Consider the following 24,917-nt stretch of genomic DNA (forward strand, 5'->3'; position numbering starts at 1 on the left):
AAAAACGCCCCAATCTCTCGACCAGGGCATTTTCCATTCAACTCAACCTACAAAGCCTCAGTGCGAAACCGCCCCACTAGCCCCCAACCCAGTCTGCGAACGCACAAACTGCGGGAAGAACAGCGCACGCTCGCTCTCGGCCTCAGCCGACTTGTCGGTGATCGAGAAGAACCAGATCCCGATGAACGCAATGATCATCGAAAACAGCGCCGGATATTCGTACGGGAAGATCGCTTTCTCGTTGTGCAGGATCTGCACCCAGATGGTCGGGCCGAGGATCATCAGCCCCACCGCGCTCACCAGCCCCAGCCAGCCGCCAATCATGGCACCACGGGTGGTCAGCTTCTTCCAGTACATCGAAAGCAGCAGGACCGGGAAGTTGCAGCTCGCCGCGATGGAGAACGCCAGACCGACCATGAACGCGATGTTCTGGCTTTCGAACAGGATGCCCAGGCCGATGGCCAGGATGCCCAGCGTGACCGTGGTGATCTTCGAAACGCGGATTTCATCCTTCTCATTGGCCTTGCCCTTTTTGATCACACTGGCGTACAGGTCGTGAGACACCGCCGAAGCACCGGCCAGGGTCAGCCCCGCCACGACTGCCAGAATGGTCGCGAACGCCACCGCCGAGATGAAGCCGAGGAACACGCTGCCGCCCACGGCGTTGGCCAGGTGCACCGCCGCCATGTTGTTGCCGCCGAGCAGCGCCCCCGTGGCGTCCTTGAACGCGGGGTTGGTGCTGACCAGCAGGATCGCGCCAAAGCCGATGATGAAGGTCAGGATGTAGAAGTAGCCGATGAAACCGGTGGCGTACAGCACGCTCTTGCGGGCTTCTTTCGCGTCACTCACGGTGAAGAAGCGCATCAGGATGTGCGGCAGACCGGCAGTACCAAACATCAGTGCCAGGCCGAGGGAGAACGCCGAGATCGGGTCTTTCACCAGACCGCCGGGGCTCATGATCGCTTCGCCCTTGGCGTGAACCTTGATCGATTCGGAGAACAGGGTGTTGAAGTCGAAGTTGACGTGCTTCATCACCATCAGCGCCATGAACGAGGCACCGGACAGCAACAGCACGGCCTTGATGATCTGCACCCAGGTGGTCGCCAGCATGCCGCCGAACAGCACATACAGGCACATCAGGATACCGACCAGAATCACCGCAACGTGGTAGTCGAGGCCGAACAGCAGCTGGATCAGCTTGCCGGCACCGACCATTTGCGCGATCAGGTAGAACGCCACGACCACCAGCGAGCCGCAGGCCGACAGCGTGCGGATCTGGGTTTGCCCGAGGCGGTACGACGCCACGTCGGCAAAGGTGTATTTGCCCAGGTTGCGCAGGCGCTCGGCGATCAGGAACAGAATGATCGGCCAGCCCACCAGGAAGCCGATCGAATAGATCAGGCCGTCGTAGCCGGAGGTGAACACCAGTGCGGAAATCCCCAGGAAGGACGCCGCCGACATGTAGTCACCGGCAATCGCCAGGCCGTTCTGGAAACCGGTGATCTTGCCGCCTGCCGCATAGTAGTCGGCGGCCGACTTGTTGCGTTTGGAAGCCCAGTAAGTGATGCACAGGGTCGCGCCGACGAACACCACGAACATGACGATCGCGGATACGTTGAGCGGTTGTTTGTGGACTTCGCCGGTCAGGGCGTCAGCGGCCCAGACGGCTGGAGCGAACGCTGCGATGCTCAATAGAGCCAGTAGACGCCGGATCATTGCTGAGCCTCCTTGAGAATCGCATTGTTCAGGTCGTCGAATTCGCCATTGGCGCGGCGCACGTAGATACCGGTCAGAATGAAGGCCGAGACAATCAGCCCGACACCGATGGGAATGCCCCAGGTGATCGATGAGCCGGCACTGATTCGGGTCCCGAGCACTTGCGGCCCGTACGCGATCAGCAGGATGAATCCGGAGTAGAGCCCTAGCATGATCGCCGAGAGTATCCAGGCGAACCTTTCCCTTTTCTTCACCAGCTCCTTGAAGCGCGGGCTGTTCTGAATCGAGAGGTAAATGCTGTCGTTCATTGTTTTTATCCTCGCAGCACAGATTTTTATTTTTGGAACGTATCCACTGTATGCGGCTGCGAGCCGGCTTCCAGACGACCTTAGTAGTAGATGGCCATGACCGTTCTGCCAATTTCAGGACTGTACAAATAAATGTGGGAGCGAGCCTGCTCGCGATGCAATCTGCCAGTCGACTCCACAGGTGACTGACAGGACGCCATCGCGAGCAGGCTCGCTCCCACAGGGTAAAGCGGTGCAGCTGTTATTTAGTCCATTCAGCCACGCGGTCCGGGTGTTTGGCCACCCAGTCCTTGGCCGCGGCTTCAGGCTTGGCACCGTCCTGGATCGCCAGCATGACCTGACCGATTTCGTCCTTGGAGGCCCACTGGAAGTTCTTCAGGAACTTCGCCACTTCCGGCGCCTTGGCGTCCAGCTCCTTGCTGCCGATGCTGTTCACGGTTTCAGCCGCGCCGTACACACCTTTCGGGTCGTCGAGGAAGCGCAGTTTCCACTTGGCGAACATCCAGTGCGGCACCCAGCCGGTCACGGCAATGGATTCGTTCTTTTTCTCGGCACGGGTCAGCTCGGCGATCATGCCGGCGCCGGAACTTGCCTTGAGTTGATAGCCGGTCAGGTCGTAGTCCTTGATCGCCTGGTCGGTCTTGAGCATCACACCCGAGCCGGCGTCGATGCCGACGATACGCTTCTTGAAGCTGTCGTCGGTTTTCAGGTCTTCGATGGATTTGGCTTTGACGTACTCCGGCACGATCAGGCCGATTTTCGCGTCCTTGAAGTTCGGGCCGTAGTCGACGACCAGATCCTTGTTCTTCGCCCAGTATTCGCCGTGGGTCACCGGCAGCCAGGCCGACAGCATGGCGTCGAGTTTGCCGGTGGCAACGCCCTGCCACATGATCCCGGTGGCGACGGCCTGGAGTTTCACGTCGTAGCCGAGTTTCTGTTTGATCACCTCGGCCGCCACGTGGGTGGTCGCCACGCTGTCGGACCAGCCGTCAACGTAACCGATGTTCAGGGTCTGTTTTTCAGCGCTGGCGAATGTGGAGCTCATCGCAAGCACCAGAGCGGCACCTGCGCCTAAAAGTCGTCGCATCTTCATCGTTACTTCCCCGAAATGCTGCGCCCGACGGATGCCGGGCATCGTCAACGTATTGTTATGGTGCACGGCGCCTCCATCACGCCTGACCGCAAACTCTTTCGAACATCAGCGGAGTACTGATGATTCGATCATCGACCTGACGCCGTCGGCGACCTGCTCTGCCAGCGACCTCAATGCAACGAGAAACGACATCAGAAAGCCATTAACTGCGTCTGAATATTTGGCGCCAGACAATCCGCCCGAACTTTGCATGTCAAAATGATCCGGACCACCACCCCTCTATAAATGCAGGTAACATGCGTCGCTTTGCAGCCACTCGGCCTGACCATGTCCGCGACTTCCCGCTTTCCCCTTTTTCCCTATCTGTTCGCCTGCCTGCTCGGCCTGTTCGCCCTTTGCGGCTTCTGGTATGGCCTTGGCAAACCGGTGATCCTGCCGGATGTCGCCACCCCGACCCACAAGTTGCAGTGCGCGTCCTACACGCCATTCGACAAGGATCAGTCGCCGTTCGACGTGCCGTTCAAGCTGCGCCCGGAGCGTATGGACGCCGACCTTGCCCTGCTCGCCACCCGCTTCGAATGCATCCGCACCTATTCCATGACCGGCCTCGAAGCCCTGCCGGAACTGGCGCGCAAGCATGGTTTGAAGCTGATGATCGGCGCCTGGGTCAACAGCAACCCGGTGGACACAGAGAAAGAAATCGATCTGCTGATTGCCTCGGCCAACGCCAACCCGGACGTAGTCAGCGCCGTGATCGTCGGCAACGAAGCCTTGCTGCGCAAGGAAGTGACCGGTGCGCAACTGGCCAGACTGATCAACAAGGTCAAAAGCCACATCAAGCAGCCGGTGACCTATGCCGATGTCTGGGAGTTCTGGCTCAAGCATCCGGAAGTCGCACCGGCGGTGGATTTCCTGACCATTCATTTGCTGCCGTACTGGGAAGATGATCCGTCGAACATCGACACTGCCCTGCAACACGTGGCAGATGTGCGTCAGGTGTTCGGCAACAAGTTCGCGCCCAAGGACGTGATGATTGGCGAAACCGGCTGGCCAAGCGAAGGCCGTCAGCGGGAGACCGCATTGCCGAGCCGGGTCAACGAAGCCAGGTTCATTCGCGGTTTTGTCACGCTGGCCGAACAGCAAGGCTGGCGTTACAACTTGATCGAAGCTTTCGATCAGCCATGGAAACGCGGTAGCGAAGGTGCGGTCGGCGGTTACTGGGGCCTGTTCGATGCCGATCGCCAGGACAAGGGTGTACTCGCCGGGCCGGTAACCAACGTGCCGTACTGGAAAGAATGGCTGGGCGTCGGTGGTTTGATTTTCCTTGGCACGCTGCTGCTGGCCGGTCGCGTGCGTACCACCCGCAGCGCCCTGATCCTGCCTCTGCTCGGCGCGCTGGCGGCCTGCTCCATCGGTGCCTGGGGCGATCTGGCGCGCGTGACCACGCGGTTCACCAGCGAATGGCTGTGGGTCGGCCTGCTGACGGCGCTGAATCTGCTGATCCTGGCCCACGCCGCGCTGACCTTGAGCGCCCGCGATGGCTGGCGTGAGCGCGCCTTCGCCCTGTTCGAACGCCGGGCCGGCTGGCTGGTAGCGGTCGCCGGTTTTGCCGGCGCGATCATGATGCTGGAGATGGTGTTCGACCCACGCTATCGCAGCTTCGCGAGCATGGCGTTCATCCTGCCGGCGCTGGTCTATCTGTGCCGTCCGGTCAATGTGCCGCGTCGGGAAATCGCCTTGCTGACCTTCATCATCGGTGCGGGTATTGCGCCGCAGTTGTTCCGTGAAGGATTGCAGAACCAGCAGGCGTGGGGCTGGGCGCTGGTGAGCCTGCTGATGGTGGCGGCGTTGTGGCGCTGCCTGCGGGTTCGCAACCGCTGATCGTCAGAGGCTGAACCGGCCTCTTCGCTGGCAAGCCAGCTCCCACAGTGACCGAGTCAAGCTCGGGTTTTGTGTGCGCCCCGCACCCTGTGGGAGCGGGCTTGCCCGCGATGACTGTCAGACGCTGCGAGATTCCCGCACCAGTCGCAATCCCGCAATCACCACCGCAAACACCGCCAGCGTGGTGTTGTACAACGCCAGCGCCGGCAACCCGAACACCAGCGCCAGCACCGCCAGCCACCACCCTGCCCGTCCGGGCAGGACAAAACCGATCACTGCAGCCGCGACCGCCGCCCAGCCGAGCATCTGGAAATGAATCATCAGGCCCAGGTTCGAGCGCACCGAGCATTCCCAACGGCTCGCCTCGTCAACGCAGATGCCCACCCACTGCGCGTCCTCCATGAAGCCATAACGCGCGCCGTAACTGGCGGCCAGCCATAACGGCAACAGAACGAGCAGCAGAATCACGGGCAAGCGGCGGGACATGGAACACTCCAATCGATGAAATCGGCGGCCAGCTTAATCGCCTGCCCGCCATGTGCAAGAACTAACAACTCTTAACTGGTCTTTCGATCGGTGCAACGTGTATCGTCCGGCTACTATTACCCCGAATTCCGTCAGTTGGGTGCCGCGGCATGGCACTTTGGCGCAAACCCAGTGGTCATAGCCTGCGAACCTCATTCGGCACCTTTCTTTAAGGGATTCACTCATGCTCCGATCCTTGCGCTTCGCCGCCCTGTTTGGCGGCCTTATTCTGAGTGCGTCCGCGCTGGCGGTGGATATCGATGCCGCCAGTTATGGCTTTCCCCTGACCAACCCGTTCGAAGCGACCATCGCCACCACGCCGCCGGACCTGCGTCCGGAGTTGCCGTCGGACGACGACATCCATCAGAGCGACCGCAGCATCACCCTGCGTCCGGAACGCGAGTTCATCCTGCCGGACAACTTCTGGGCAGTGAAAAAACTCACCTACCGCATCGCCACCCAGGACAAGGCTGCCCCGCTGATCTTCCTGATTGCCGGTACCGGTGCGCGCTATGACAGCAGCCTCAACGAATACCTGAAAAAGCTCTACTACAAGGCCGGCTACCATGTGGTGCAGCTGTCCTCCCCCACCAGCTTCGACTTCATGAGCGCCGCCTCGCGTTTCGCCACCCCCGGCGTGACCAAGGAAGACGCCGAAGACATGTACCGGGTGATGCAGGCCGTGCGCGCGCAGAACCCGAAAGTGCCGGTCACCGACTATTACCTGAGCGGCTACAGCCTCGGTGCGCTGGACGCAGCGTTCGTTGCCCACCTGGACGAAACCCGCCGCAGCTTCAACTTCAAGAAAGTCCTGCTGCTCAATCCGCCGGTCAACCTGTACACCTCGATCACCAACCTCGACAAGCTGGTGCAGACCGAGGTCAAGGGCATCAACAACAGCACCACGTTCTATGAACTGGTGCTGGCCAAGCTGACCCGTTACTTCCAGCAGAAAGGCTACATCGACCTCAACGATGCGCTGCTCTATGACTTCCAACAGTCCAAGCAGCACCTGAGCAACGAGCAGATGGCGATGCTCATCGGCACCTCGTTCCGCTTCTCGGCGGCGGACATTGCCTTCACCTCGGACCTGATCAACCGTCGCGGCCTGATCACTCCGCCGAAATTCCCGATCACCGAAGGCACCAGCCTCACGCCGTTCCTCAAGCGTGCGCTTCAATGCGACTTCGACTGCTACCTGACCGAACAGGTGATCCCGATGTGGCGTGCCCGCACCGACGGCGGCAGCCTGCTGCAACTGATCGATCAGGTCAGCCTGTACGCCCTCAAGGACTACCTGCACGACAGCCCGAAAATCGCCGTGATGCACAACGCCGACGACGTGATCCTCGGCCCGGGCGACCTCGGCTTCCTGCGCAAGACCTTCGGCGATCGGCTGACGGTTTACCCACTGGGCGGCCATTGCGGCAACCTTAACTACCGCGTCAACAGCGACGCCATGCTGGAGTTCTTCCGTGGCTAAATATCTCCTGCTGTTTGCAGCGTTACTCTGTGCAGGCGTGGCCCAGGCCGACAACAGCAAAGCCAATGCACCGGTGGTGGTCGACAGTGACGGCTTCAAGGAGCCCCTGTCCAAGCTCAAGTTCAATCCGGGGCTGGACCAGCGCGAGTTCGAGCGCTCGACGCTCAATGCCTTGAACGTGTATGACCCGCTGGAGTCATGGAACCGCCGCGTCTATCACTTCAACTACCGCTTCGACCAATGGGTGTTCCTGCCGGTGGTCGATGGTTATCGCTACATCACGCCGAGCTTCGTGCGTACCGGCGTGAGCAACTTCTTCAATAACCTTGGCGACGTACCGAACCTGGTCAACAGCCTGTTGCAGTTCAAGGGCAAGCGCTCGATGGAAACCACCGCGCGCCTGCTGCTCAACACCACCATCGGCATCGCCGGCCTGTGGGACCCGGCCACCGCCATGGGGCTGCCGCGCCAGAACGAAGACTTCGGCCAGACCCTTGGCTTCTACGGCGTCCCGGGCGGTGCCTATTTCGTGCTGCCGATCCTCGGCCCGTCGAACCTGCGCGACACCGCGGGTCTCGCCGTGGACTACACCGCCGAATCGGCGATCAACTACCTGAACGTGTCGAAAGTCAGCGAAAACCATCCGGAAATCTGGGCATTGCGCGCCGTCGACAAGCGCTATCAGACTCACTTCCGTTACGGCCAGATGAACTCGCCGTTCGAATACGAGAAGGTGCGCTACGTGTACACCGAATCGCGCAAGCTGCAGATCGCCGAGTAATTTCGACGAACACAAAACACTGTGGGAGCGAGCTTGCTCGCGAAGGCGGAGTGTCAGTCTATAGAAATGGGACTGAACTACCGCATTCGCGAGCAAGCTCGCTCCCACAGTTGTGTTATGCGCTGGAGATCAGCCCTTCAGCGCTTTCCAGAGCTTGCCGAAAACCGACACAACAGCCAGCGCCACTGCCCCCGCCACAACGCCCGCCACGCCATTGAGCAACACCGGCACCGCAAACCCTGCACTACCCGCTGCCGCACCCGCGCTTTCGATCCAGTGATGCACCACGGGAATACCGTGAGTCAGGATCCCACCGCCCACCAGGAACATCGCCGCCGTACCGATCACCGACAGGCCCTTCATCATGTAAGGCGCGGCGCGCAGGATCGCGTTGCCGATACGTTTCGCCACAGCGCCGGGCTTCTGGGTCAGCCACAGGCCTAGGTCATCGAGCTTGACGATACCGGCCACCAGACCATAAACGCCCGCAGTCATGACCACGGCAATGCCCGACATGACGATCACTTGCTGGGTCAGCGAAGCCTCGGCCACAGTGCCGAGGGTGATGGCGATGATTTCGGCCGAGAGGATGAAGTCGGTGCGGATTGCGCCCTTGATCTTGTCCTTCTCGTAGGCCACCAGATCGGTCGCCGGATCGGCTACGGCCTCGGTCAACTGCGCATGCCCGGCCTGATCTTCGTCCTTGCCGTGCAATAACGGATGTGCGAGTTTTTCGAAGCCCTCGAAACACAGATAGGCACCGCCGACCATCAACAGCGGCGTCACCAGCCACGGCACGAACGCACTGATCGCCAGCGCCGACGGCACCAGGATCAATTTGTTGACGAACGAACCCTTGGCCACCGCCCATACCACGGGAATTTCCCGCTCGGCACGTACGCCGGAGACTTGCTGGGCATTGAGCGCCAGGTCATCGCCGAGCACCCCGGCGGTCTTCTTGGCGGCCATTTTGCTCATCAGCGCCACATCGTCCAGCACGGTGGCGATATCGTCGATCAGCACCAGCAAACTGCTTCCTGCCATGAACCTTGTTTCCTTATGTGAATAATGCCGCGCAGCATACCGTGACTGCGGGCCGCACGGTGCATTGTTGAGCGCCGCGCGAGGCCGGTGCTACCATGCGCAACCGCCAGTACAGGCAAGGAACCACCGGGTTTATGAGCACAATCCGCGAGCGCAACAAAGAACTGATCCTGCGTGCCGCCAGTGAAGAGTTTGCCGACAAGGGCTTCGCTGCGACCAAAACCAGCGACATCGCCGCCAAGGCGGGATTGCCCAAGCCCAACGTCTACTACTACTTCAAGTCCAAGGAAAACCTCTACCGCGAGGTGCTGGAAAGCATCATCGTGCCGATCCTGCAGGCCTCGACCCCGTTCAACCCGGACGGTGTACCGAGCGAAGTGCTGAGCGGCTACATCCGCTCCAAGATCCGCATCTCCCGCGACCTGCCGTTTGCCTCGAAGGTGTTCGCCAGCGAGATCATGCACGGCGCCCCGCACCTGAGCGCCGACCTGGTCGAGCAACTGAACAGCCAGGCCAAACACAATATCGATTGCATCCAGATCTGGATCGACCGCGGCCAGATCGCCCCGGTCGACCCCAACCATCTGATGTTCAGCATCTGGGCCGCGACCCAGACCTACGCCGACTTCGACTGGCAGATCTCCGCCGTTACCGGTAAGGAAAAGCTCGACGAAGCGGATTACGAGGCGGCGGCACAGACGATTATCCGGTTGGTGCTCAAGGGCTGCGAGCCGGACTGACAGATCGCGTTAACTGCATTGCGAGCAAGCTCGCTCCCACATTTGATCCATGAGCACCACAGATTCAATGTGGGAGCGAGCTTGCTCGCGAACGGGGCGACTCAGTCTTTCCGAATGGCCCAAACCGCATCCCACAATGGATATTGAGCCAACTTTTTCACCAAACCGGCCCGCAATGGGTTGGCCACCACATACCGGGCTATTTTCACCAAATCCTCTTCCCGGCGCAGCGCATGATCATGAAACCCCGGCTGCCAAATACTTCCGCTTCTACCGGCCCTAACATTCACAGCACGCGCGCTCATGGATTTGGTTTTCTGCATGAGTTCACTAAGTGATCCCCGCTTCAGATTGATCAACCAGTGCAGATGATCAGGCATGACCACCCAGGCCAATGAATCAACAAGGCCTTGCTCCTGAGCGATTTGGAACTGATCGGCGACCAATCTACCCAGCATATGGTCCCTGAAAAAAGGAGCGCGTCTCAACGTATTGGCAGTCAGAAGATAAATGCGGTTGGGTTCGTCATAACGCCCCAAGCGTAGTCGATGTGAGGCTGATGATTTTGGCATTCCGTTGCCCTTTCAATAGAAGACTTGAAAGGTTAGATCCGCAAACAGAATAAGACTGCGGACGACTTTGGCAGGATGTGTCTGTTAACTCGCCTTCGCGAGCAAGCTCGCTCCCACAGTGATCTTGCCGTGTTAGACATTTTGTGTCCGGCGCTGCAAATCAGTGGGGAGCGAGCCTGCTCGCGATGACTTTCGATCAAACGCCGAATATCAAGCCGCCACCCCCGCATCCGCCCGCAGATCCAGGGCCTCTACAGCCTTGATCGCCACTTGCTCATCGACATCCGACAGATCGCCGCTGATGCCGATCGCTCCCAGCACGTTACCCGCCTGATCACGGATCAATACACCGCCCGGTGCCGGCACGACGCTGCCCTGCCCCATGCTGTTGAGCGCGGCGATGAAGGCCGGGCGTTGTTGCGCGTCCAGCGCCAGCAGGCGTGAGCCCTTGCCAAGGGCGATGGCGCCCCAGGCTTTGCCGATGGCGATGTTCGGGCGCAGCAGGCTGGCGCCGTCTTCGCGTTGCAAGGTGATCAGGTGGCCGCCGGTATCCAGCACTGCAATGGTCAGCGGCGCAGCGGAGATGGCCCGCCCTGCGCTGATGGCTTCGTTGACCAGGTTGACTGCGACTTTCAAGGTTAAAGCGCTCATGGTGCCGTCCTCATTTTGTTATTGGGAAAGCCGTTGGGCTGCGTTTTTTTGCTGCGCGATTGCGTCGCAGCCCGATGCCACAAATAGAACACAATGAATTATTTTTTTGTATACAATAATTCTCGAAAAGCGCCCCATGCGACGAAAAGCCACAGCAGAATCGGCTTCCGACGAATGAAACAGGCGCTTGAGAAAATGGATTGACCTGCGCCGTCCGCCGTGAATACACTCTGCGCAAAAGCCACTTGTATACAATTACAAAACGTAAAGAGGCACAAAACCATGAGCAAAATGAGAGCAATCGAAGCCGCCGTTCTGGTGATGCGCCGTGAAGGGGTCGATACCGCTTTTGGCATTCCGGGTGCAGCGATCAACCCGCTGTATTCCGCCCTGAAGAAAGTCGGCGGCATCGATCACGTCCTCGCTCGCCACGTTGAAGGCGCCTCGCACATGGCCGAGGGCTACACCCGCACCAAGGCCGGCAACATCGGCGTGTGCATCGGTACTTCCGGCCCTGCCGGCACCGACATGGTCACCGGCCTGTACAGCGCCTCCGCGGACTCGATCCCGATCCTCTGCATCACCGGCCAGGCGCCACGTGCCCGTATGCACAAGGAAGACTTCCAGGCCGTCGACATCACCAGCATCGTCAAGCCGGTGACCAAGTGGGCGACCACCGTTCTGGAGCCGGGCCAGGTGCCTTACGCGTTCCAGAAAGCCTTCTACGAAATGCGCTCCGGCCGTCCGGGCCCGGTGCTGATCGACCTGCCGTTCGACGTGCAGATGGCCGAAATCGAATTCGATATCGACGCCTACCAGCCACTGCCGCTGGCCAAGCCGAGCGCCACTCGCGTGCAGGTTGAAAAGGCCCTGGCACTGCTCGATCAGGCCGAGCGTCCATTGCTGGTGGCCGGTGGCGGCATCATCAACGCCGACGCCAGTGACCTGCTGGTGGAGTTCGCCGAGCTGACCGGCATCCCGGTCATCCCGACTCTGATGGGCTGGGGCACCATCCCGGACGATCACCCGCTGATGGTCGGCATGGTCGGTCTGCAGACTTCGCACCGCTACGGCAACGCCACCTTGCTGAAATCCGACGTGGTACTGGGCATCGGCAACCGCTGGGCCAACCGTCACACCGGTTCGGTCGATGTCTACACCGAAGGCCGCAAGTTCATTCACGTCGACATCGAAGGCACCCAGATCGGCCGCGTGTTCACTCCGGATCTGGGCATCGTGTCAGACGCCGCCGCCGCGCTGACCGTGTTCATCGAAGTCGCCCGTGAATGGCAAGCCGCCGGCAAACTGAAAGACCGCAGCGCATGGTTGAAAGACTGCCAGCAGCGCAAGTCCAGCCTGCAACGCAAGACCCACTTCGACAACGTGCCGGTCAAGCCGCAGCGCGTTTACGAAGAAATGAACCAGGTGTTCGGCAAGGACACCTGCTACGTCAGCACCATCGGTCTGTCGCAGATTGCCGGCGCGCAGTTCCTGCACGTCTACAAGCCGCGTCACTGGATCAACTGTGGTCAGGCCGGTCCGTTGGGCTGGACCATTCCGGCAGCGCTGGGCGTGGTGAAGGCCGATCCGAACCGTAAAGTCGTGGCCCTGTCGGGGGACTATGACTTCCAGTTCATGATCGAAGAACTGGCGGTCGGCGCTCAGTTCAATCTGCCGTACATCCACGTCGTGGTGAACAACTCGTACCTGGGTCTGATCCGTCAGGCCCAGCGCGGGTTCGAAATGGACTACTGCGTGCAGTTGTCCTTCGATAACCTGAACGCGCCGGAACTCAACGGTTATGGCGTCGACCACATCGCCGTCGCCGAAGGCCTGGGCTGCAAGGCGCTGCGTGTGTTCGAACCGGCGGACATCGCCCCTGCCCTGCGCAAGGCCCAAGAGCTGATCGAAGAGTTCAAGGTGCCGGTGATCGTCGAAATCATTCTGGAGCGTGTGACCAACATCTCCATGGGGACCGAGATCAACGCCGTCAACGAATTCGAAGACCTGGCGCTGGTTGGCAACGATGCGCCTACCGCGATTTCGTTGCTCGATTAACTGCTGATTGCTCTCCCTGTGGGAGCGGGCCATGTGGCGAGGGAGCTTTCTCCCGCCAGGGTGCGAAGCGTCCCCGAAAGCTATGCGACTGCTTCGCAGCCGAGCGGGAGCAAGCTCCCTCGCCACACAAGTCCGCTCCCACAAGGGGAACCTCACAAGATTTACGGGAGACCACCATGCCGCGTTTCGCAGCCAACCTGTCCATGCTGTTCACCGAACAGGATTTCCTTGCCCGTTTCGACGCCGCCGCCAAGGCTGGCTTCAGCGGTGTCGAGTACCTGTTCCCGTACGATTTCAGCTCTGCCGAAATCAAGGCCAGACTCGATGCCAACGGTCTGACCCAAGTGCTGTTCAACCTGCCGGCCGGTGACTGGGCCAAGGGCGAACGCGGTATCGCGTGCCTGCCGGACCGGGTCGAAGAGTTCCGCGCCGGGGTCGATCTGGCCATCGCTTATGCCCAGGTGCTGGGCAACACCCAGGTCAACTGCCTGGCCGGTATCCGTCCGCAGGGCGTGGACGACGCCACCGTTGAAAAGACCTTCGTCGCCAACCTCAAGTACGCCGCCGAGAAGCTGCAAGCCGTCGGCATCAGACTGGTGATGGAAGCGATCAACACCCGCGACATCCCGGGTTTCTATCTGAACAACACGGCGCAGGCCCTGTCGATTCGCGAGCAGGTCGGCAGCGCCAACCTGTTCCTGCAATACGACATCTATCACATGCAAATCATGGAAGGCGATCTGGCCCGCACGCTGCAATCGCATCTGGCCGAAATCAACCATGTGCAGCTCGCCGACAACCCGGGCCGCAACGAGCCGGGCACTGGCGAAATCAACTACCGCTTCCTGTTCGAACACCTCGATCGCATCGGTTATCAGGGCTGGGTCGGCTGCGAGTACAAACCGCTGACCACCACGGAAGCGGGCCTCGGCTGGCTGAAGACTCACAACGCGATCTGACCCCCCATTTGCTTGAGCAAAACAAAAACAAGAGGAATTTCTCATGGCTAAAATCGGATTTATCGGCACCGGCATCATGGGCCACCCAATGGCTTCGAACCTGCAGAAAGCCGGTCACAGCCTGTTCCTGTCGGCGCACCACGACGCCGCGCCTGCCGATCTGGTCGCCGCTGGCGCCGTCGCCCTGGCCAACCCGAAAGAAGTGGCCCAGGAAGCTGAATTCATCATCGTCATGGTGCCCGATACCCCGCAGGTCGAAGACGTGCTGTTCCGCGCCGACGGCGTTGCGGCCGGCATCGGCAAAGGCAAGGTGGTGATCGACATGAGCTCGATCTCGCCGACCGCCACCAAGGCTTTCGCCGCGAAGATCAACGAAAAAGGCGCGCAATACCTCGATGCCCCGGTGTCCGGCGGTGAAGTCGGCGCCAAGGCCGCGACCCTGAGCATCATGGTCGGTGGCGATGCCGATGCCTTCGAACGCGCGCTGCCGCTGTTCCAGGCCATGGGCAAGAACATCACGCTGGTCGGCGGCAATGGCGACGGTCAGACCGCCAAGGTGGCGAACCAGATCATCGTTGCCCTGAACATTCAGGCCGTCGCCGAAGCCCTGCTGTTCGCGTCCAAAAACGGTGCCGATCCGGCCAAGGTGCGTGAAGCGCTGATGGGTGGTTTCGCCTCCTCGAAGATCCTCGAAGTGCACGGCGAGCGCATGATCAAGGGCACCTTCGATCCGGGCTTCCGCATCAGCTTGCACCAGAAGGACCTGAACCTGGCCCTGCAAGGCGCCAAGGAGCTGAGCATCAACCTGCCGAACACCGCCAACGCCCAGCAAGTGTTCAGCACCTGCGCGGCCATCGGTGGCAGCAACTGGGACCACTCGGCGCTGATCAAGGGCCTGGAACACATGGCCAACTTCTCGATTCGCGACAAGAAGTAAATCTCTGCTGCATCGCTTGAAACCTGTGGGAGCGAGCTTGCTCGCGAAGAGGGTCTGTCAGTCGACATGGATATTGACTGACCCACCGCTTTCGCGAGCAAGCTCGCTCCCACAGGACCTGTATCGCCCTTTCGAATAACAAGAAATCCGGGAGCCCGCCATGTCGGTCGATCCGCAACAACTGCTGCGCGAGCTGTTTGCCACAGCCATCGACGCGGCCCATCCGAACCAGGTCCTCGAAGCCCATCTGCCGGCCGATCGCACAGGTCGCGTGATCGTCATCGGCGCCGGCAAGGCCGCCGCCGCCATGGCGCAAGTGGTCGAGCGCTGCTGGGAAGGTGAAGTCTCGGGCCTTGTAGTGACCCGCTACGGTCACGGCGCCCCGTGCGAAAAAATCGAAGTGGTCGAAGCCGCGCATCCGGTGCCGGACGCTGCCGGTCTGGCCGTGGCCAAACGCGTGCTGGAAATGGTCAGCAACCTGACCGAAGAGGACCGCGTGATTTTTCTGCTGTCCGGCGGCGGCTCCGCCCTGCTGGCGCTGCCGGCCGAAGGCATCACCCTGGCCGACAAACAGTCGATCAACAAAGCCCTGCTCAAATCCGGCGCGACCATCGGCGAGATGAACTGCGTACGCAAGCACCTCTCGGCGATCAAGGGCGGACGCCTGGGCAAGGCCTGCTGGCCGGCAACTGTTTATACCTACGCGATTTCCGATGTACCGGGCGACCTCGCCACGGTCATCGCCTCCGGCCCGACCGTGGCCGACCCGAGCACCAGCGCCGAAGCGCTGGCGATCATCAAGCGCTACGGCATCGAGATTCCGGCGTCGGTGCGCAACTGGCTGCAAAGCCCGGAATCGGAAACCGTCAAACCCGGTGACCCGAGCCTGGCCCGCAGTCATTTCCAGTTGATCGCCCGCCCTCAACAATCGCTGGATGCTGCAGCGGTGAAATGCCGTCAGGCCGGTTTCAGCACGCTGATCCTCGGCGACCTGGAAGGCGAATCCCGGGAAGTGGCGAAAGTCCACGCCGGTATCGCGCGCCAGATCATTCATCACGGTCAGCCCCTGGCGGCACCGTGCGTGATTCTCTCCGGTGGCGAAACCACCGTGACCGTGCGCGGCAATGGCCGTGGTGGACGCAACGCCGAATTCCTTCTCAGTCTTACCGACAACCTCAAGGGCCAGCCCGGCGTCTATGCGCTGGCCGGTGACACCGACGGCATCGACGGCTCGGAAGACAACGCCGGCGCGATCATGACCCCGGACAGCTACGCCCGCGCCGCCGCCCTGGGCCTGAGCGCCAGCGACGAGCTGGACAACAACAACGGCTACGGCTACTTCGCGGCGCTCGATGCGCTGATCGTCACCGAGCCGACCCGCACCAACGTCAACGACTTCCGCGCCATTCTGATCCTCGAGAGTTCCAAATCATGACGCCTGACAAAAAGGTCAAAATCCTCGCCACCCTCGGGCCTGCCGTCGACGGCATCGACGACATCCGTGAGCTGGTCGAGGCCGGGGTCAACATCTTCCGCCTCAACTTCAGCCACGGCGATCATGCCGACCACGCCAAGCGCTATCAGTGGATCCGCGAAGTCGAGCGCCAGCTCAACTATCCGCTCGGGATCCTGATGGATCTGCAAGGGCCTAAGCTGCGGGTCGGCAAGTTCGCCGACGGCAAGGTGCAACTGCATCGCGGTCAAGCCTTCCGCCTCGATCTGGACGCGACACCGGGCGACGAACGCCGGGTGAACCTGCCGCACCCGGAGATCATTACGGCGCTGGAAGCCGGGATGGATCTGCTGCTCGATGACGGCAAGCTGCGCCTGCGGGTCGTGACCAAATACAGCGACGCGATCGACACCACCGTGCTCAACGGCGGCGAGCTGTCAGACCGCAAAGGCGTGAACGTGCCGCAGGCCGTACTCGATCTGAGCCCGCTGACCACCAAGGATCGTCGCGACCTGAGCTTCGGCCTCGAGCTGGGTGTGGACTGGGTGGCGTTGTCATTCGTGCAGCGCCCGGAAGACATCCGCGAGGCCCGCGCGCTGATCGGCGACAAGGCGTTCCTGATGGCGAAGATCGAGAAACCCTCAGCCGTCCAACAACTGCGCGAGATCGCCGAATTGAGCGACGCGATCATGGTGGCCCGTGGTGATCTGGGCGTGGAAGTGCCGGCCGAGAGCGTGCCGCAGATCCAGAAAAGCATCATCACCACCTGCCGCCAGCTCGGCAGACCGGTGGTGGTGGCGACGCAGATGCTCGAATCGATGCGCTTCTCGCCTGCCCCGACCCGCGCCGAAGTCACCGACGTGGCCAACGCCGTGGCCGAAGGTGCCGATGCGGTGATGCTGTCGGCGGAAACCGCGTCCGGCGAGTACCCGCTGGAAGCCGTGCAGATGATGAGCAAGATCATCCGCCAGGTCGAAAACGGTCCGGACTACCAGACCCAGCTCGACGTCAGCCGGCCCAAAGCCGAAGCGACCGTGTCCGATGCCATCAGCTGCGCGATTCGCCGGATCAGCAACGTGCTGCCGGTGGCGGTGCTGGTCAACTACAGCGAGTCCGGCGCATCGAGCCTGCGCGCATCGCGTGAAAGGCCGAAGGCGCCAATTCTCAACCTGACGCCGAACCTGCAGACCGCTCGCCGCTTGAGCGTGGCGTGGGGCATTCACTCGGTGGTCAATGATCGCCTGCGCCAGGTGGACGAAGTGTGTTCGACCGCGCTGGAAATCGCTCAGGCTCAAGGAATGGCCGAGCGTGGCGATACGTTGCTGATCACCGCGGGTGTGCCGTTTGGTCAGCCGGGGTCGACTAATTCACTGCGGATCGAAACATTGATTTAAACACTGACCAAGATCGTTCCCACGCTCCGCGTGGGAATGCGGCCCGGGACGCTCTGCGTCCCAAGAGCAGACGCAGAGCGTCCTTTGAGGCATTCCCACGCAAAGCGTGGGAACGATCAGTACCGAATGACCTGCCATGCCTGCCAACCATTTCAACACCCACTGCCCCGACTGGGCCGAAGCCTTGCTCAACGGCTTCAGTCAGATCTTCCTGCAGCGCCACCCTTTGTGTGGCCTGCTGTGCCTTTTGGCCATTTTATTTACCGCGCCGGTGCTGTTCGCCGGCGCGTTGCTTGGCGCTGTAGCCGGGTTGCTCACCGCGCAACGCCGCAATTACGCCAAGGCTGATCGCCAGGCCGGATTGTTCAGCTACAACGGCGTGCTGATCGGTCTGTTGCTGAGCCTGTATTTCCCTTGGTCGCCAATGCTGCCACCGCTGATTCTGGCCGCCGGCGGCCTGAGCGCGATGATCACCCAGCAATGGCTCAAACGCGCACGCCTCACCGAATACCTGCCCGCCTACACCGCGCCGTTCGTGATACTGGGCTGGGTATCTCTGTGTTTCGCCGAGCCTTCGACGCCGGCCCCGGCGCTTGAACCGGACACACTGAACCTGCTCGGTGCCGTCCTGAAAGGCTTCGGTCAGGTGATGTTCCTCGACCATCCGCTGGCCGGTGCATTGATCGCTGCCGGTGTGCTGATCGCCGATCGCCGGGCATTTGCCTGGGCGCTGCTGGCCTCGGCGCTTGGTCTGGGTTCCAGCCTGTTGCATCACGACAGCCAGGTCGCGCTGCTCGGTCTGGGTAGCTACAACGCGGTGCTCGCGGCCCTCGCCTTCAGCGCCCAACGCCAGCAACCGTGGCTGCCGCTGTTCGGCATCGGCCTGGCACTGCTGGTGACGCCGCTGTTTGCGGCCCTTGGCCTGGCGACCCTCACGGCGCCTTTCATTCTTGCCTGCTGGCTGCTGCGCACCGGCATTCGCCTGATGCGTCAACCGGAATTGAACGCGGCGCCTTGCGCTGACGGGGAGAATCAACCTAGGCTGCGCTGATTTATGGTCAGGGCGATTTGAATGAACGGCAACAACACGTGGCGTGATCGCCTTTACGTGGTCATCTTCCAGACTGACACAGTCGCGGGACGTCGATTCGACAAGACCCTGCTGCTGATCATCCTCGCCAGTCTGGTGACGGTGATCCTCGACAGCATCGATGACATCCACCAGAACTACGCCGACGTGCTGGCGTACATCGAGTGGGGCTTCACAATCATCTTTCTCGGCGAGTACCTGTTGCGCCTTTACTGCTCGCCCAAACCGCTGCGCTATGCCTTCAGCTTCTACGGGCTGGTGGACTTGCTGGCGATCGTGCCCGGGATCCTCGCGCTGTATTACAGCGATGCCCAGTACCTGCTGATCATCCGGGTGATCCGGATGCTGCGGATCTTCCGCGTGCTCAAACTCGGCCCATATCTGAAACAGGCGCATTACCTGCTCGATGCCCTGCGTGGCAGCAAGCAGAAAATCCTCGTGTTCCTGCTCAGCGTGTGCACCCTGGTCACCGTGTTCGGCACCCTGATGTATGTGGTCGAAGGCCCGGAGCACGGCTTCACCAGCATTCCCAAAGGCATCTATTGGGCTATCGTCACCCTGACCACCGTGGGTTATGGCGACATCGTGCCCAGAACCGTGCTGGGCCAGGTGATTTCGTCGCTGGTAATGATCACCGGTTATTCGATCATCGCCGTGCCCACCGGGATTTTTACCGCCGAACTGGCCACGGCCATGCGTGGCGGGCAACTGCAACATGACTGCCCGGTGTGCAAGAAAAACAGCCATGAACAGGACGCGGCGTTCTGCTCCCGTTGCGGCAATGCGCTGTTCAAGAAAATGGCATAAGCAAAGTTCTTTTTAATCTTTAAGCGACTATGCGCGCCCCGCTATAGTCGCTGGCAAATGGCCTCACCTTTGTAAAAACACCCCCACAGAACAAGGAATGCGCAGTGAAAAAACTCTTTGGCGCCTCACTTCTCGCCGCAGGTCTTGCCTTCGGCAGCGTGGCTCAGGCCGCACCGACCCTGCTTAACGTGTCCTACGACGTGATGCGCGATTTCTACAAGGACTACAACACTGCGTTCCAGAAACACTGGCAAGCCGAACACAAGGAAAACATCACGGTGCAGATGTCTTTCGGCGGTTCGAGCAAACAGGCCCGCTCGGTGATCGACGGCCTGCCGGCTGACGTCATCACCATGAACATGGCCACCGACATCAACGCCCTGGCCGACAACGGTCAGCTGGTTCCAAAGGACTGGGTCACCCGTCTGCCGAACAACAGTGCACCGTTCACCTCCGCGACCGTGTTCATCGTGCGCAAGGGCAACCCGAAAGCCCTGAAAGACTGGCCGGACCTGCTCAAGGACGGCGTGCAGGTGATCGTGCCGAACCCGAAAACCTCGGGCAACGGTCGCTACACCTACCTGTCGGCCTGGGGTTATGTGCTGAAAAACGGCGGTGACGAGAACAAGGCCAAGGACTTCGTCGGCAAGCTGTTCAAGCAGGCGCCGGTGCTCGATACCGGGGGCCGCGCCGCGACCACCACGTTCATGACCAACCAGATCGGCGACGTACTGGTGACCTTCGAAAACGAAGCGGAAATGATCGCCCGCGAATTCGGCCGCGACCAGTTCGAAGTCATCTACCCGAGCGTCTCCGCCGAAGCCGAGCCGCCGGTGTCGGTGGTCGACAAAGTCGTCGAGAAGAAAGGCTCCCGCGCCGCCGCCGAGGAATACCTGAAATACCTGTGGTCGCCGGAAGGTCAGGAAATTGCCGCCGCCAACTACCTGCGTCCGCGTGACCCGGCGGTACTGGCCAAGTACACCGACCGCTTCCCGAAAGTCGACTTCCTGTCGGTCGAAAAGACCTTCGGCGACTGGCGCACCGTGCAGAAGACCCACTTCAACGATGGCGGGACCTTCGACCAGATCTACAATGGCCAGTAAGGCGTGAGCTGACATGAAAAAGGCGACCTGAAGAGGTCGCCTTTTTTGTGGGCAAAATTCCCTCTCCCTTGGGGAAAGGATAAGGGCTGTTACATCGGTGGCTTCACACCATCCTTGCCCACCGAGATCGATTGCGCGGTCAATGTGCCGTCCGCGCTCTGGGTCACGAAGGTCACAATCTTCACTCCCACCTTGAGCAGGCTGCGATCCCCCGGCGTCAGGTTGACGATCGGCACATCCTCCGGCACCAGGATCTTCTGCTGACCGCCCTTGTAGTTGACGGTCAGCACCCGACCGTTGCTCACCACCAGATCGCCGACGCTGCCATTGGTCATGCTGCTGCCCTTGGCCAGGTCGAACGGTCGATGGCCATCGCCGCTGCCGGCCAGCTCCGGTGGGAATACGTGAACCTCCAGCGCCTTGAGCGAGCCATCCTCCTGGGGAATGGCTGCCGAGCCGATGTAGCTGCCGGGTTTGATGTCTTCGATATTGGCCAGCGTGACGGCGCGGACCTTGGTGTCCGGGGTCAACTGGACCACGACGTTTTCACCCGTATTGACGTGCACCTTGAGCGAGTCAGGGCCGACCCCGGTGATTTCGCCGCGTACGCCCATGCGCATTCCCGGGGCTTCGCCGGCGCAGACACTGCCGGCGCCGAGCACGCCGATCATCAAAAGAGTCGTGGTGTGGCGAAGCAGCTGTCGAAACATCGCAATCCTCCGGTTGTGCGCAGTTGGAAATCCACTGACAACATAAGCACGCTATCGAACAAGATGTAAGTGAATGTATCATCGCCTCTGATCGGACGGACGCAAGGTTCGCCGATGGACGACGGATGTTCGAGGCCATCTATTCCGCAACGGAATAACTGATATCGATCCGGGGCTTCTACCGCCCGCCCGCTTCGTCCCTTAGCCTCACCGCATTCCTTTTCGCCGGATCGAGAAACCCTATGACCGCCACAACTCACGCAATGACCCGAGGCATGGTACTGCTGTTCGCTTTCTGCTGCGGCGCCATCGTTGCCAACATCTACTACGCCCAGCCGATCATCGGCCTGATTGCACCGGACATCGGCCTGACCGACACCATGGCCAGTTTTATCGTGTCGCTGACCCAGATCGGTTATGCGCTGGGGCTGTTCTTCCTGGTGCCGCTGGCGGATCTGCTGGAAAACCGCCGTCTGATGATCATCACCACGGTGGTCGCGATTGCCAGCCTGCTGGGTGCGGCATTTACCGATCAGCCCAATGTGTTTCTGCTGGTTTCGCTGCTGGTGGGATTCAGCTCGGTGTCGGTGCAGGTGCTGATTCCATTGGCGGCGCATCTGGCGCCGGAGGAATCCCGTGGCCGGGTGGTCGGCGGGATCATGGGTGGTTTGCTGCTGGGGATTCTGCTGGCGCGTCCGGTATCAAGCGTGGTCGCCGACCATTTCGGCTGGCGGTCGATGTTCATGATCGCGGCGGCGTTGATGGCAGCGATCAGCGTGGTGCTGATGTTGACCGTACCCAAGCGCCAACCGGATCACAGCGCCTCCTACGGTCAGTTGATCGGCTCGCTGTGGACGCTGTTGCGCCAGCAACCGGTGCTGCGTCAGCGGGCGTTCTACCAGGCCTGCATGTTTGCCACCTTCAGCCTGTTCTGGACCGCCGTGCCGCTGGAACTGGCGCGCAACCATGGCCTGTCCCAGAGTGAAATCGCGATCTTCGCCCTGGTCGGCGCCATCGGTGCCATCGCCGCCCCGATCAGTGGACGTCTGGCCGACGCCGGCCACACCCGCGTCGCCTCGCTGCTGGCCATGCTGTTCGCCAGCCTGAGCTTTCTGCCCGCCTTCATCCACCCGGCCTACAGCGTGATCGGCCTGGCCGTGACCGGCGTGGTGCTCGACTTCTGCGTGCAGATGAACATGGTGCTCGGGCAGCGCGCGGTCTACTCCCTCGACGCCAAAAGCCGCGGCCGCCTCAACGCGCTGTACATGACCAGCATCTTCATCGGCGGTGCCTTCGGCTCGTCGGTGGCCAGTGCGGTGTACGAGCATGGCGGTTGGCTGTGGATCGTGATTGTCGGCAGCGCGTTCCCGCTGCTGGCGCTGGTGCGGTTTTTGAGTGCTTCGCAAAAAGCCGTCATGGCGACTGCTTGAACGTCGCGCTGCGACCGGCAGCGCCCGACGTTCAATGCCGGACCAGTTTTTCCATGGCGGCATCCGCCAGAAAGGATGAACGACTTTTGACATTGTGTTCTCGCACATAGCGGTCGATCCGCTGGATGACATAACCGGGCAAGGTCACGTTCACCTTCTCGGTCTTGCCCATGTACGGCGAGATGTCCAGCTCCAGCATGCCCCAGCCCATGTCGGCAAATTCCGGGTTGTTGCGATGGGTCGCCGCTGAGGACGGCATCGGAATCGAATCCCCATCCGCCGCGATCTCCTGCAGCATGATGTGGGCAATCTCGACGGCTGCGTTGTAGGCATCTTCAAACGTATCACCGGCCGTTACCGCGCCGGGAATATCGGGGATCTGAATTCCGATGGCGGTGTTTTCATCACCCCACTCGATGCAGATTGGGTATTGCATTACGAATCTCCTGTGTCACTGGCGGGCGGGTTGTACAACCCGGCGCGCCTCCTGATGCTTTTGACCGTTCCGACCGGTAAATCCTTCTTCGGGTGAGGAACGGGAATCGTGTAAGGGTTGTAACGGTGCGTGAAGATGTGATGACTGCCGGTAATCCGATCCAGCGTCCAGCCTGCTTCCTCCAGCTCCTTGATCAATAACCTGCTCTGCACCAACCGCCTCCTTGCTTCGGCTCGACAAAAGTAACCCTAGAGTTATCTTTACTCAAGCACATAAATCCGCAGCACGACGTTCGGTTGTTTTGCAGCATGTGATTGGTGCACTGTTCTCGGACCTGATTAAACTCGGCTGCCATGCTTGCTCCCCTCTATTTCAAGGACCGCTGATGGACCGTCTCGCCGCCATGGAAACCTTCGTCTACGTCGTGGAAACCGGATCGTTTTCCGCCGCCGCCCGGCGACTGGATATCGGTCAGCCCGCCGTGTCGAAAACGATCGCGCAACTCGAAACCCGCCTCGGCGTGCGCCTGCTGCTGCGTTCGACCCGAGGCCTGACGCCGACCGAAGCCGGGCTGGCATTTTTCGAGCGGGCCAAGCGGGCGCTCGAGGAAGCCGACGAGGCCGACAATGCTGCCCGTGGCGTGGCCGGCGGCCTGAGCGGCAATCTGCGGGTCAGCACTGCCGTCACCTTTGGCCGGATGCATGTGGTTCCACAACTGGGGCCGTTTCTTGATCAGCACCCGCAACTCAATGTCGACCTGTTGCTCGACGACCAGAACATCAATCTGGTGGAAGAAGGCATCGACGTCGCCCTGCGCCTGGGCCCGCTCAGCGACTCCGGCCTGACCGTGCGCAAGATCTCCGAATGCCGGCGCGTCATCGTTGGCACTCCGACCTACTTCGCCAGTCACGGTGAACCCGCCTGCCCTGCCGATCTGGCACAACACCGCGCCGTCATCTACAACCGTGGCGGCGGTGCGACCTGGCACTTCAACAAGGATGGCGAAGAACAGTCCGTGACCGTCAATGGCCGCCTGCGCGTCAGCGCCGCCGAAGGTTTGCGTGAGTCCGTCCTCACTCATCAAGGCCTGGGGCTGGGCTCGGAGTGGATGTTCGCACCGGAACTGGCCAGTGGCGCAGTGAAGGCTGTCATGAGCGATTGGGTGTTGCCGAAGCAGGAGCTGTGGGCGGTGTTTCCGACCGGCAGGATGGCCAGCGCCAAGGCGCGGGCGTTTGTTGAATATGTGCAGGGGTTGTTGACGCGAGCGTTGTAAAACCCCACACAGCAAAACGGCGATCCCAAGATCGCCGTTTTTCATTACTCCCCGAACTGTTTGCCCAACCCCGCCGGTACGCCGTGGATATTGGTGTCCTCCCACGGTCCGTTCGGGCTGATCGAGCGGCTCCAGCCGTTGTTCCAGCGGTAGTAGGTGCGCTGGCGGTAGAAGGTGTTGGGCTGGCCATCCAGCACGTACACACCCAGTTTCTGATCCCAGTGGCTGTTGCCGCCCGGTGGCGGGGCGAAGCTGGCGGAGGTGCGTGGGGCGGGTTTCGAGGGCTTGGCCGGAATGCCCGGTTTGCCCGGCGTCGGGCTGGTGGACGGTGTCGGATTTGGCTGTGACGGCGGGATCGGTGGCAACCTGGTCGTGGGTTCCGGCCGTTGCACCGCACATGCGCTCAAGCCCAGGGCCAGTGTGAGGACTGTGATTCGGGCGATGACGTTCATGGCGGTGCGTTCCTGATGGTT

Annotated in this window: 25 protein-coding genes; 14 read left to right on the plus strand and 11 right to left on the minus strand. The window is 61.0% G+C overall.

Going from position 1 to position 24,917, the window contains the following annotated elements; translation table 11 throughout:
• Nucleotides 1-57 precede the first annotated feature (57 nt).
• The 3 genes from BBF94_RS22020 to BBF94_RS22030 all read right to left on the minus strand — a co-directional run bounded on the left by BBF94_RS22020 (nucleotide 58) and on the right by BBF94_RS22030 (nucleotide 3,117).
• Nucleotides 58-1,716: a cation acetate symporter gene (locus BBF94_RS22020; RefSeq protein ID WP_065261076.1), complete on the minus strand. Its 1,659-nt coding sequence runs from the start codon at nucleotides 1,714-1,716 to the stop codon at nucleotides 58-60.
• The gene (locus BBF94_RS22025; protein WP_065261077.1) at nucleotides 1,713-2,024 is read right to left on the minus strand and encodes a DUF485 domain-containing protein; all 312 of its coding nucleotides are present in this window, start codon (nucleotides 2,022-2,024) and stop codon (nucleotides 1,713-1,715) included. Before BBF94_RS22025 ends, BBF94_RS22020 begins: the two co-directional genes overlap by 4 nt.
• A gap of 241 nt (nucleotides 2,025-2,265) precedes the next feature.
• Nucleotides 2,266-3,117, minus strand: coding sequence for a glycine betaine ABC transporter substrate-binding protein (locus BBF94_RS22030; RefSeq protein WP_065261108.1), 852 nt, complete (start codon nucleotides 3,115-3,117; stop codon nucleotides 2,266-2,268).
• Between the two features lie 285 nt (nucleotides 3,118-3,402).
• Between BBF94_RS22030 and BBF94_RS22035 the strand changes: the two genes are divergently transcribed.
• The gene (locus BBF94_RS22035; RefSeq protein ID WP_065261078.1) at nucleotides 3,403-4,998 is read left to right on the plus strand and encodes a glycoside hydrolase family 17 protein; all 1,596 of its coding nucleotides are present in this window, start codon (nucleotides 3,403-3,405) and stop codon (nucleotides 4,996-4,998) included.
• Nucleotides 4,999-5,115: 117 nt separating this feature from the next.
• Here the strand turns inward: BBF94_RS22035 and BBF94_RS22040 are convergent, their stop codons facing one another.
• Nucleotides 5,116-5,484 (minus strand): hypothetical protein, encoded by a 369-nt coding sequence (locus BBF94_RS22040; protein WP_065261079.1) that lies wholly within the window; start codon nucleotides 5,482-5,484, stop codon nucleotides 5,116-5,118.
• 223 nt (nucleotides 5,485-5,707) lie between these two features.
• On the opposite strand from BBF94_RS22040, the gene BBF94_RS22045 reads away from it, so the two are divergent.
• Both BBF94_RS22045 and BBF94_RS22050 read left to right on the plus strand, forming a co-directional pair.
• Nucleotides 5,708-7,006, plus strand: coding sequence for a serine/threonine protein kinase (locus BBF94_RS22045; protein ID WP_065261080.1), 1,299 nt, complete (start codon nucleotides 5,708-5,710; stop codon nucleotides 7,004-7,006).
• Complete coding sequence (locus BBF94_RS22050) at nucleotides 6,999-7,787, plus strand: MlaA family lipoprotein (protein ID WP_065261081.1); 789 nt, start codon at nucleotides 6,999-7,001, stop codon at nucleotides 7,785-7,787. The genes BBF94_RS22045 and BBF94_RS22050 overlap by 8 nt, the downstream gene beginning before the upstream one ends.
• Before the next feature lie 129 nt (nucleotides 7,788-7,916).
• Here the strand turns inward: BBF94_RS22050 and BBF94_RS22055 are convergent, their stop codons facing one another.
• Nucleotides 7,917-8,831 (minus strand): DUF808 domain-containing protein, encoded by a 915-nt coding sequence (locus BBF94_RS22055; RefSeq protein ID WP_065261082.1) that lies wholly within the window; start codon nucleotides 8,829-8,831, stop codon nucleotides 7,917-7,919.
• Nucleotides 8,832-8,965: 134 nt separating this feature from the next.
• On the opposite strand from BBF94_RS22055, the gene BBF94_RS22060 reads away from it, so the two are divergent.
• Entirely contained in the window at nucleotides 8,966-9,571 is a 606-nt protein-coding gene (locus BBF94_RS22060; protein WP_065261083.1) for a TetR/AcrR family transcriptional regulator, read from the plus strand.
• Nucleotides 9,572-9,672: 101 nt separating this feature from the next.
• On the opposite strand, the gene BBF94_RS22065 is transcribed toward BBF94_RS22060, so the two are convergent.
• Nucleotides 9,673-10,143: an REP-associated tyrosine transposase gene (locus BBF94_RS22065; protein ID WP_065261084.1), complete on the minus strand. Its 471-nt coding sequence runs from the start codon at nucleotides 10,141-10,143 to the stop codon at nucleotides 9,673-9,675.
• A 210-nt stretch (nucleotides 10,144-10,353) separates the two neighbouring features.
• Entirely contained in the window at nucleotides 10,354-10,794 is a 441-nt protein-coding gene (locus BBF94_RS22070; protein ID WP_065261085.1) for a GlcG/HbpS family heme-binding protein, read from the minus strand.
• Between the two features lie 282 nt (nucleotides 10,795-11,076).
• On the opposite strand from BBF94_RS22070, the gene gcl reads away from it, so the two are divergent.
• The 8 genes from gcl to BBF94_RS22110 all read left to right on the plus strand — a co-directional run bounded on the left by gcl (nucleotide 11,077) and on the right by BBF94_RS22110 (nucleotide 20,595).
• Complete coding sequence (gene gcl, locus BBF94_RS22075; RefSeq protein ID WP_065261086.1) at nucleotides 11,077-12,852, plus strand: glyoxylate carboligase; 1,776 nt, start codon at nucleotides 11,077-11,079, stop codon at nucleotides 12,850-12,852.
• A 176-nt stretch (nucleotides 12,853-13,028) separates the two neighbouring features.
• A complete protein-coding gene (hyi, locus tag BBF94_RS22080) occupies nucleotides 13,029-13,811 on the plus strand; it encodes a hydroxypyruvate isomerase (protein ID WP_065261087.1) in 783 nt (260 codons plus the stop codon).
• A gap of 43 nt (nucleotides 13,812-13,854) precedes the next feature.
• Complete coding sequence (locus tag BBF94_RS22085) at nucleotides 13,855-14,748, plus strand: 2-hydroxy-3-oxopropionate reductase (protein WP_065261088.1); 894 nt, start codon at nucleotides 13,855-13,857, stop codon at nucleotides 14,746-14,748.
• A gap of 160 nt (nucleotides 14,749-14,908) precedes the next feature.
• Nucleotides 14,909-16,183: a glycerate kinase type-2 family protein gene (locus tag BBF94_RS22090; protein WP_065261089.1), complete on the plus strand. Its 1,275-nt coding sequence runs from the start codon at nucleotides 14,909-14,911 to the stop codon at nucleotides 16,181-16,183.
• On the plus strand, nucleotides 16,180-17,595 hold the full coding sequence (pyk, locus tag BBF94_RS22095) for a pyruvate kinase (RefSeq protein WP_065261090.1): 1,416 nt from the start codon (nucleotides 16,180-16,182) through the stop codon (nucleotides 17,593-17,595). The genes BBF94_RS22090 and pyk overlap by 4 nt, the downstream gene beginning before the upstream one ends.
• Nucleotides 17,596-17,731: 136 nt before the next feature.
• Nucleotides 17,732-18,646, plus strand: a complete 915-nt coding sequence (locus BBF94_RS22100) for an urea transporter (protein ID WP_065261091.1) — start codon at nucleotides 17,732-17,734, stop codon at nucleotides 18,644-18,646.
• A 21-nt stretch (nucleotides 18,647-18,667) separates the two neighbouring features.
• Nucleotides 18,668-19,492, plus strand: a complete 825-nt coding sequence (locus tag BBF94_RS22105) for an ion transporter (RefSeq protein ID WP_065261092.1) — start codon at nucleotides 18,668-18,670, stop codon at nucleotides 19,490-19,492.
• 104 nt (nucleotides 19,493-19,596) lie between these two features.
• Entirely contained in the window at nucleotides 19,597-20,595 is a 999-nt protein-coding gene (locus tag BBF94_RS22110; RefSeq protein ID WP_065261093.1) for a sulfate ABC transporter substrate-binding protein, read from the plus strand.
• Between the two features lie 89 nt (nucleotides 20,596-20,684).
• On the opposite strand, the gene BBF94_RS22115 is transcribed toward BBF94_RS22110, so the two are convergent.
• Nucleotides 20,685-21,305 carry a DUF5666 domain-containing protein gene (locus BBF94_RS22115; protein WP_065261094.1) on the minus strand — a complete coding sequence of 207 codons (621 nt, stop codon included), beginning with the start codon at nucleotides 21,303-21,305 and terminating at the stop codon, nucleotides 20,685-20,687.
• A 242-nt stretch (nucleotides 21,306-21,547) separates the two neighbouring features.
• Here BBF94_RS22115 and BBF94_RS22120 point away from each other — a divergent pair, with 242 nt between their 5' ends.
• Complete coding sequence (locus tag BBF94_RS22120) at nucleotides 21,548-22,735, plus strand: MFS transporter (RefSeq protein ID WP_065261095.1); 1,188 nt, start codon at nucleotides 21,548-21,550, stop codon at nucleotides 22,733-22,735.
• A gap of 31 nt (nucleotides 22,736-22,766) precedes the next feature.
• On the opposite strand, the gene BBF94_RS22125 is transcribed toward BBF94_RS22120, so the two are convergent.
• Together BBF94_RS22125 and BBF94_RS22130 are read right to left on the minus strand one after the other, a co-directional pair.
• Nucleotides 22,767-23,171, minus strand: a complete 405-nt coding sequence (locus BBF94_RS22125; protein WP_065261096.1) for a type II toxin-antitoxin system HicB family antitoxin — start codon at nucleotides 23,169-23,171, stop codon at nucleotides 22,767-22,769.
• Nucleotides 23,171-23,383, minus strand: coding sequence for a type II toxin-antitoxin system HicA family toxin (locus BBF94_RS22130; protein WP_065261097.1), 213 nt, complete (start codon nucleotides 23,381-23,383; stop codon nucleotides 23,171-23,173). Before BBF94_RS22130 ends, BBF94_RS22125 begins: the two co-directional genes overlap by 1 nt.
• A 173-nt stretch (nucleotides 23,384-23,556) precedes the next feature.
• On the opposite strand from BBF94_RS22130, the gene BBF94_RS22135 reads away from it, so the two are divergent.
• Nucleotides 23,557-24,444 (plus strand): LysR family transcriptional regulator, encoded by an 888-nt coding sequence (locus BBF94_RS22135; protein ID WP_065261098.1) that lies wholly within the window; start codon nucleotides 23,557-23,559, stop codon nucleotides 24,442-24,444.
• A gap of 44 nt (nucleotides 24,445-24,488) precedes the next feature.
• Here the strand turns inward: BBF94_RS22135 and BBF94_RS22140 are convergent, their stop codons facing one another.
• A complete protein-coding gene (locus BBF94_RS22140) occupies nucleotides 24,489-24,896 on the minus strand; it encodes a hypothetical protein (RefSeq protein WP_065261099.1) in 408 nt (135 codons plus the stop codon).
• Nucleotides 24,897-24,917: the final 21 nt, after the last annotated feature.

This window comes from Pseudomonas bananamidigenes, assembly GCF_001679645.1.
Lineage (GTDB): Bacteria > Pseudomonadota > Gammaproteobacteria > Pseudomonadales > Pseudomonadaceae > Aquipseudomonas > Aquipseudomonas bananamidigenes.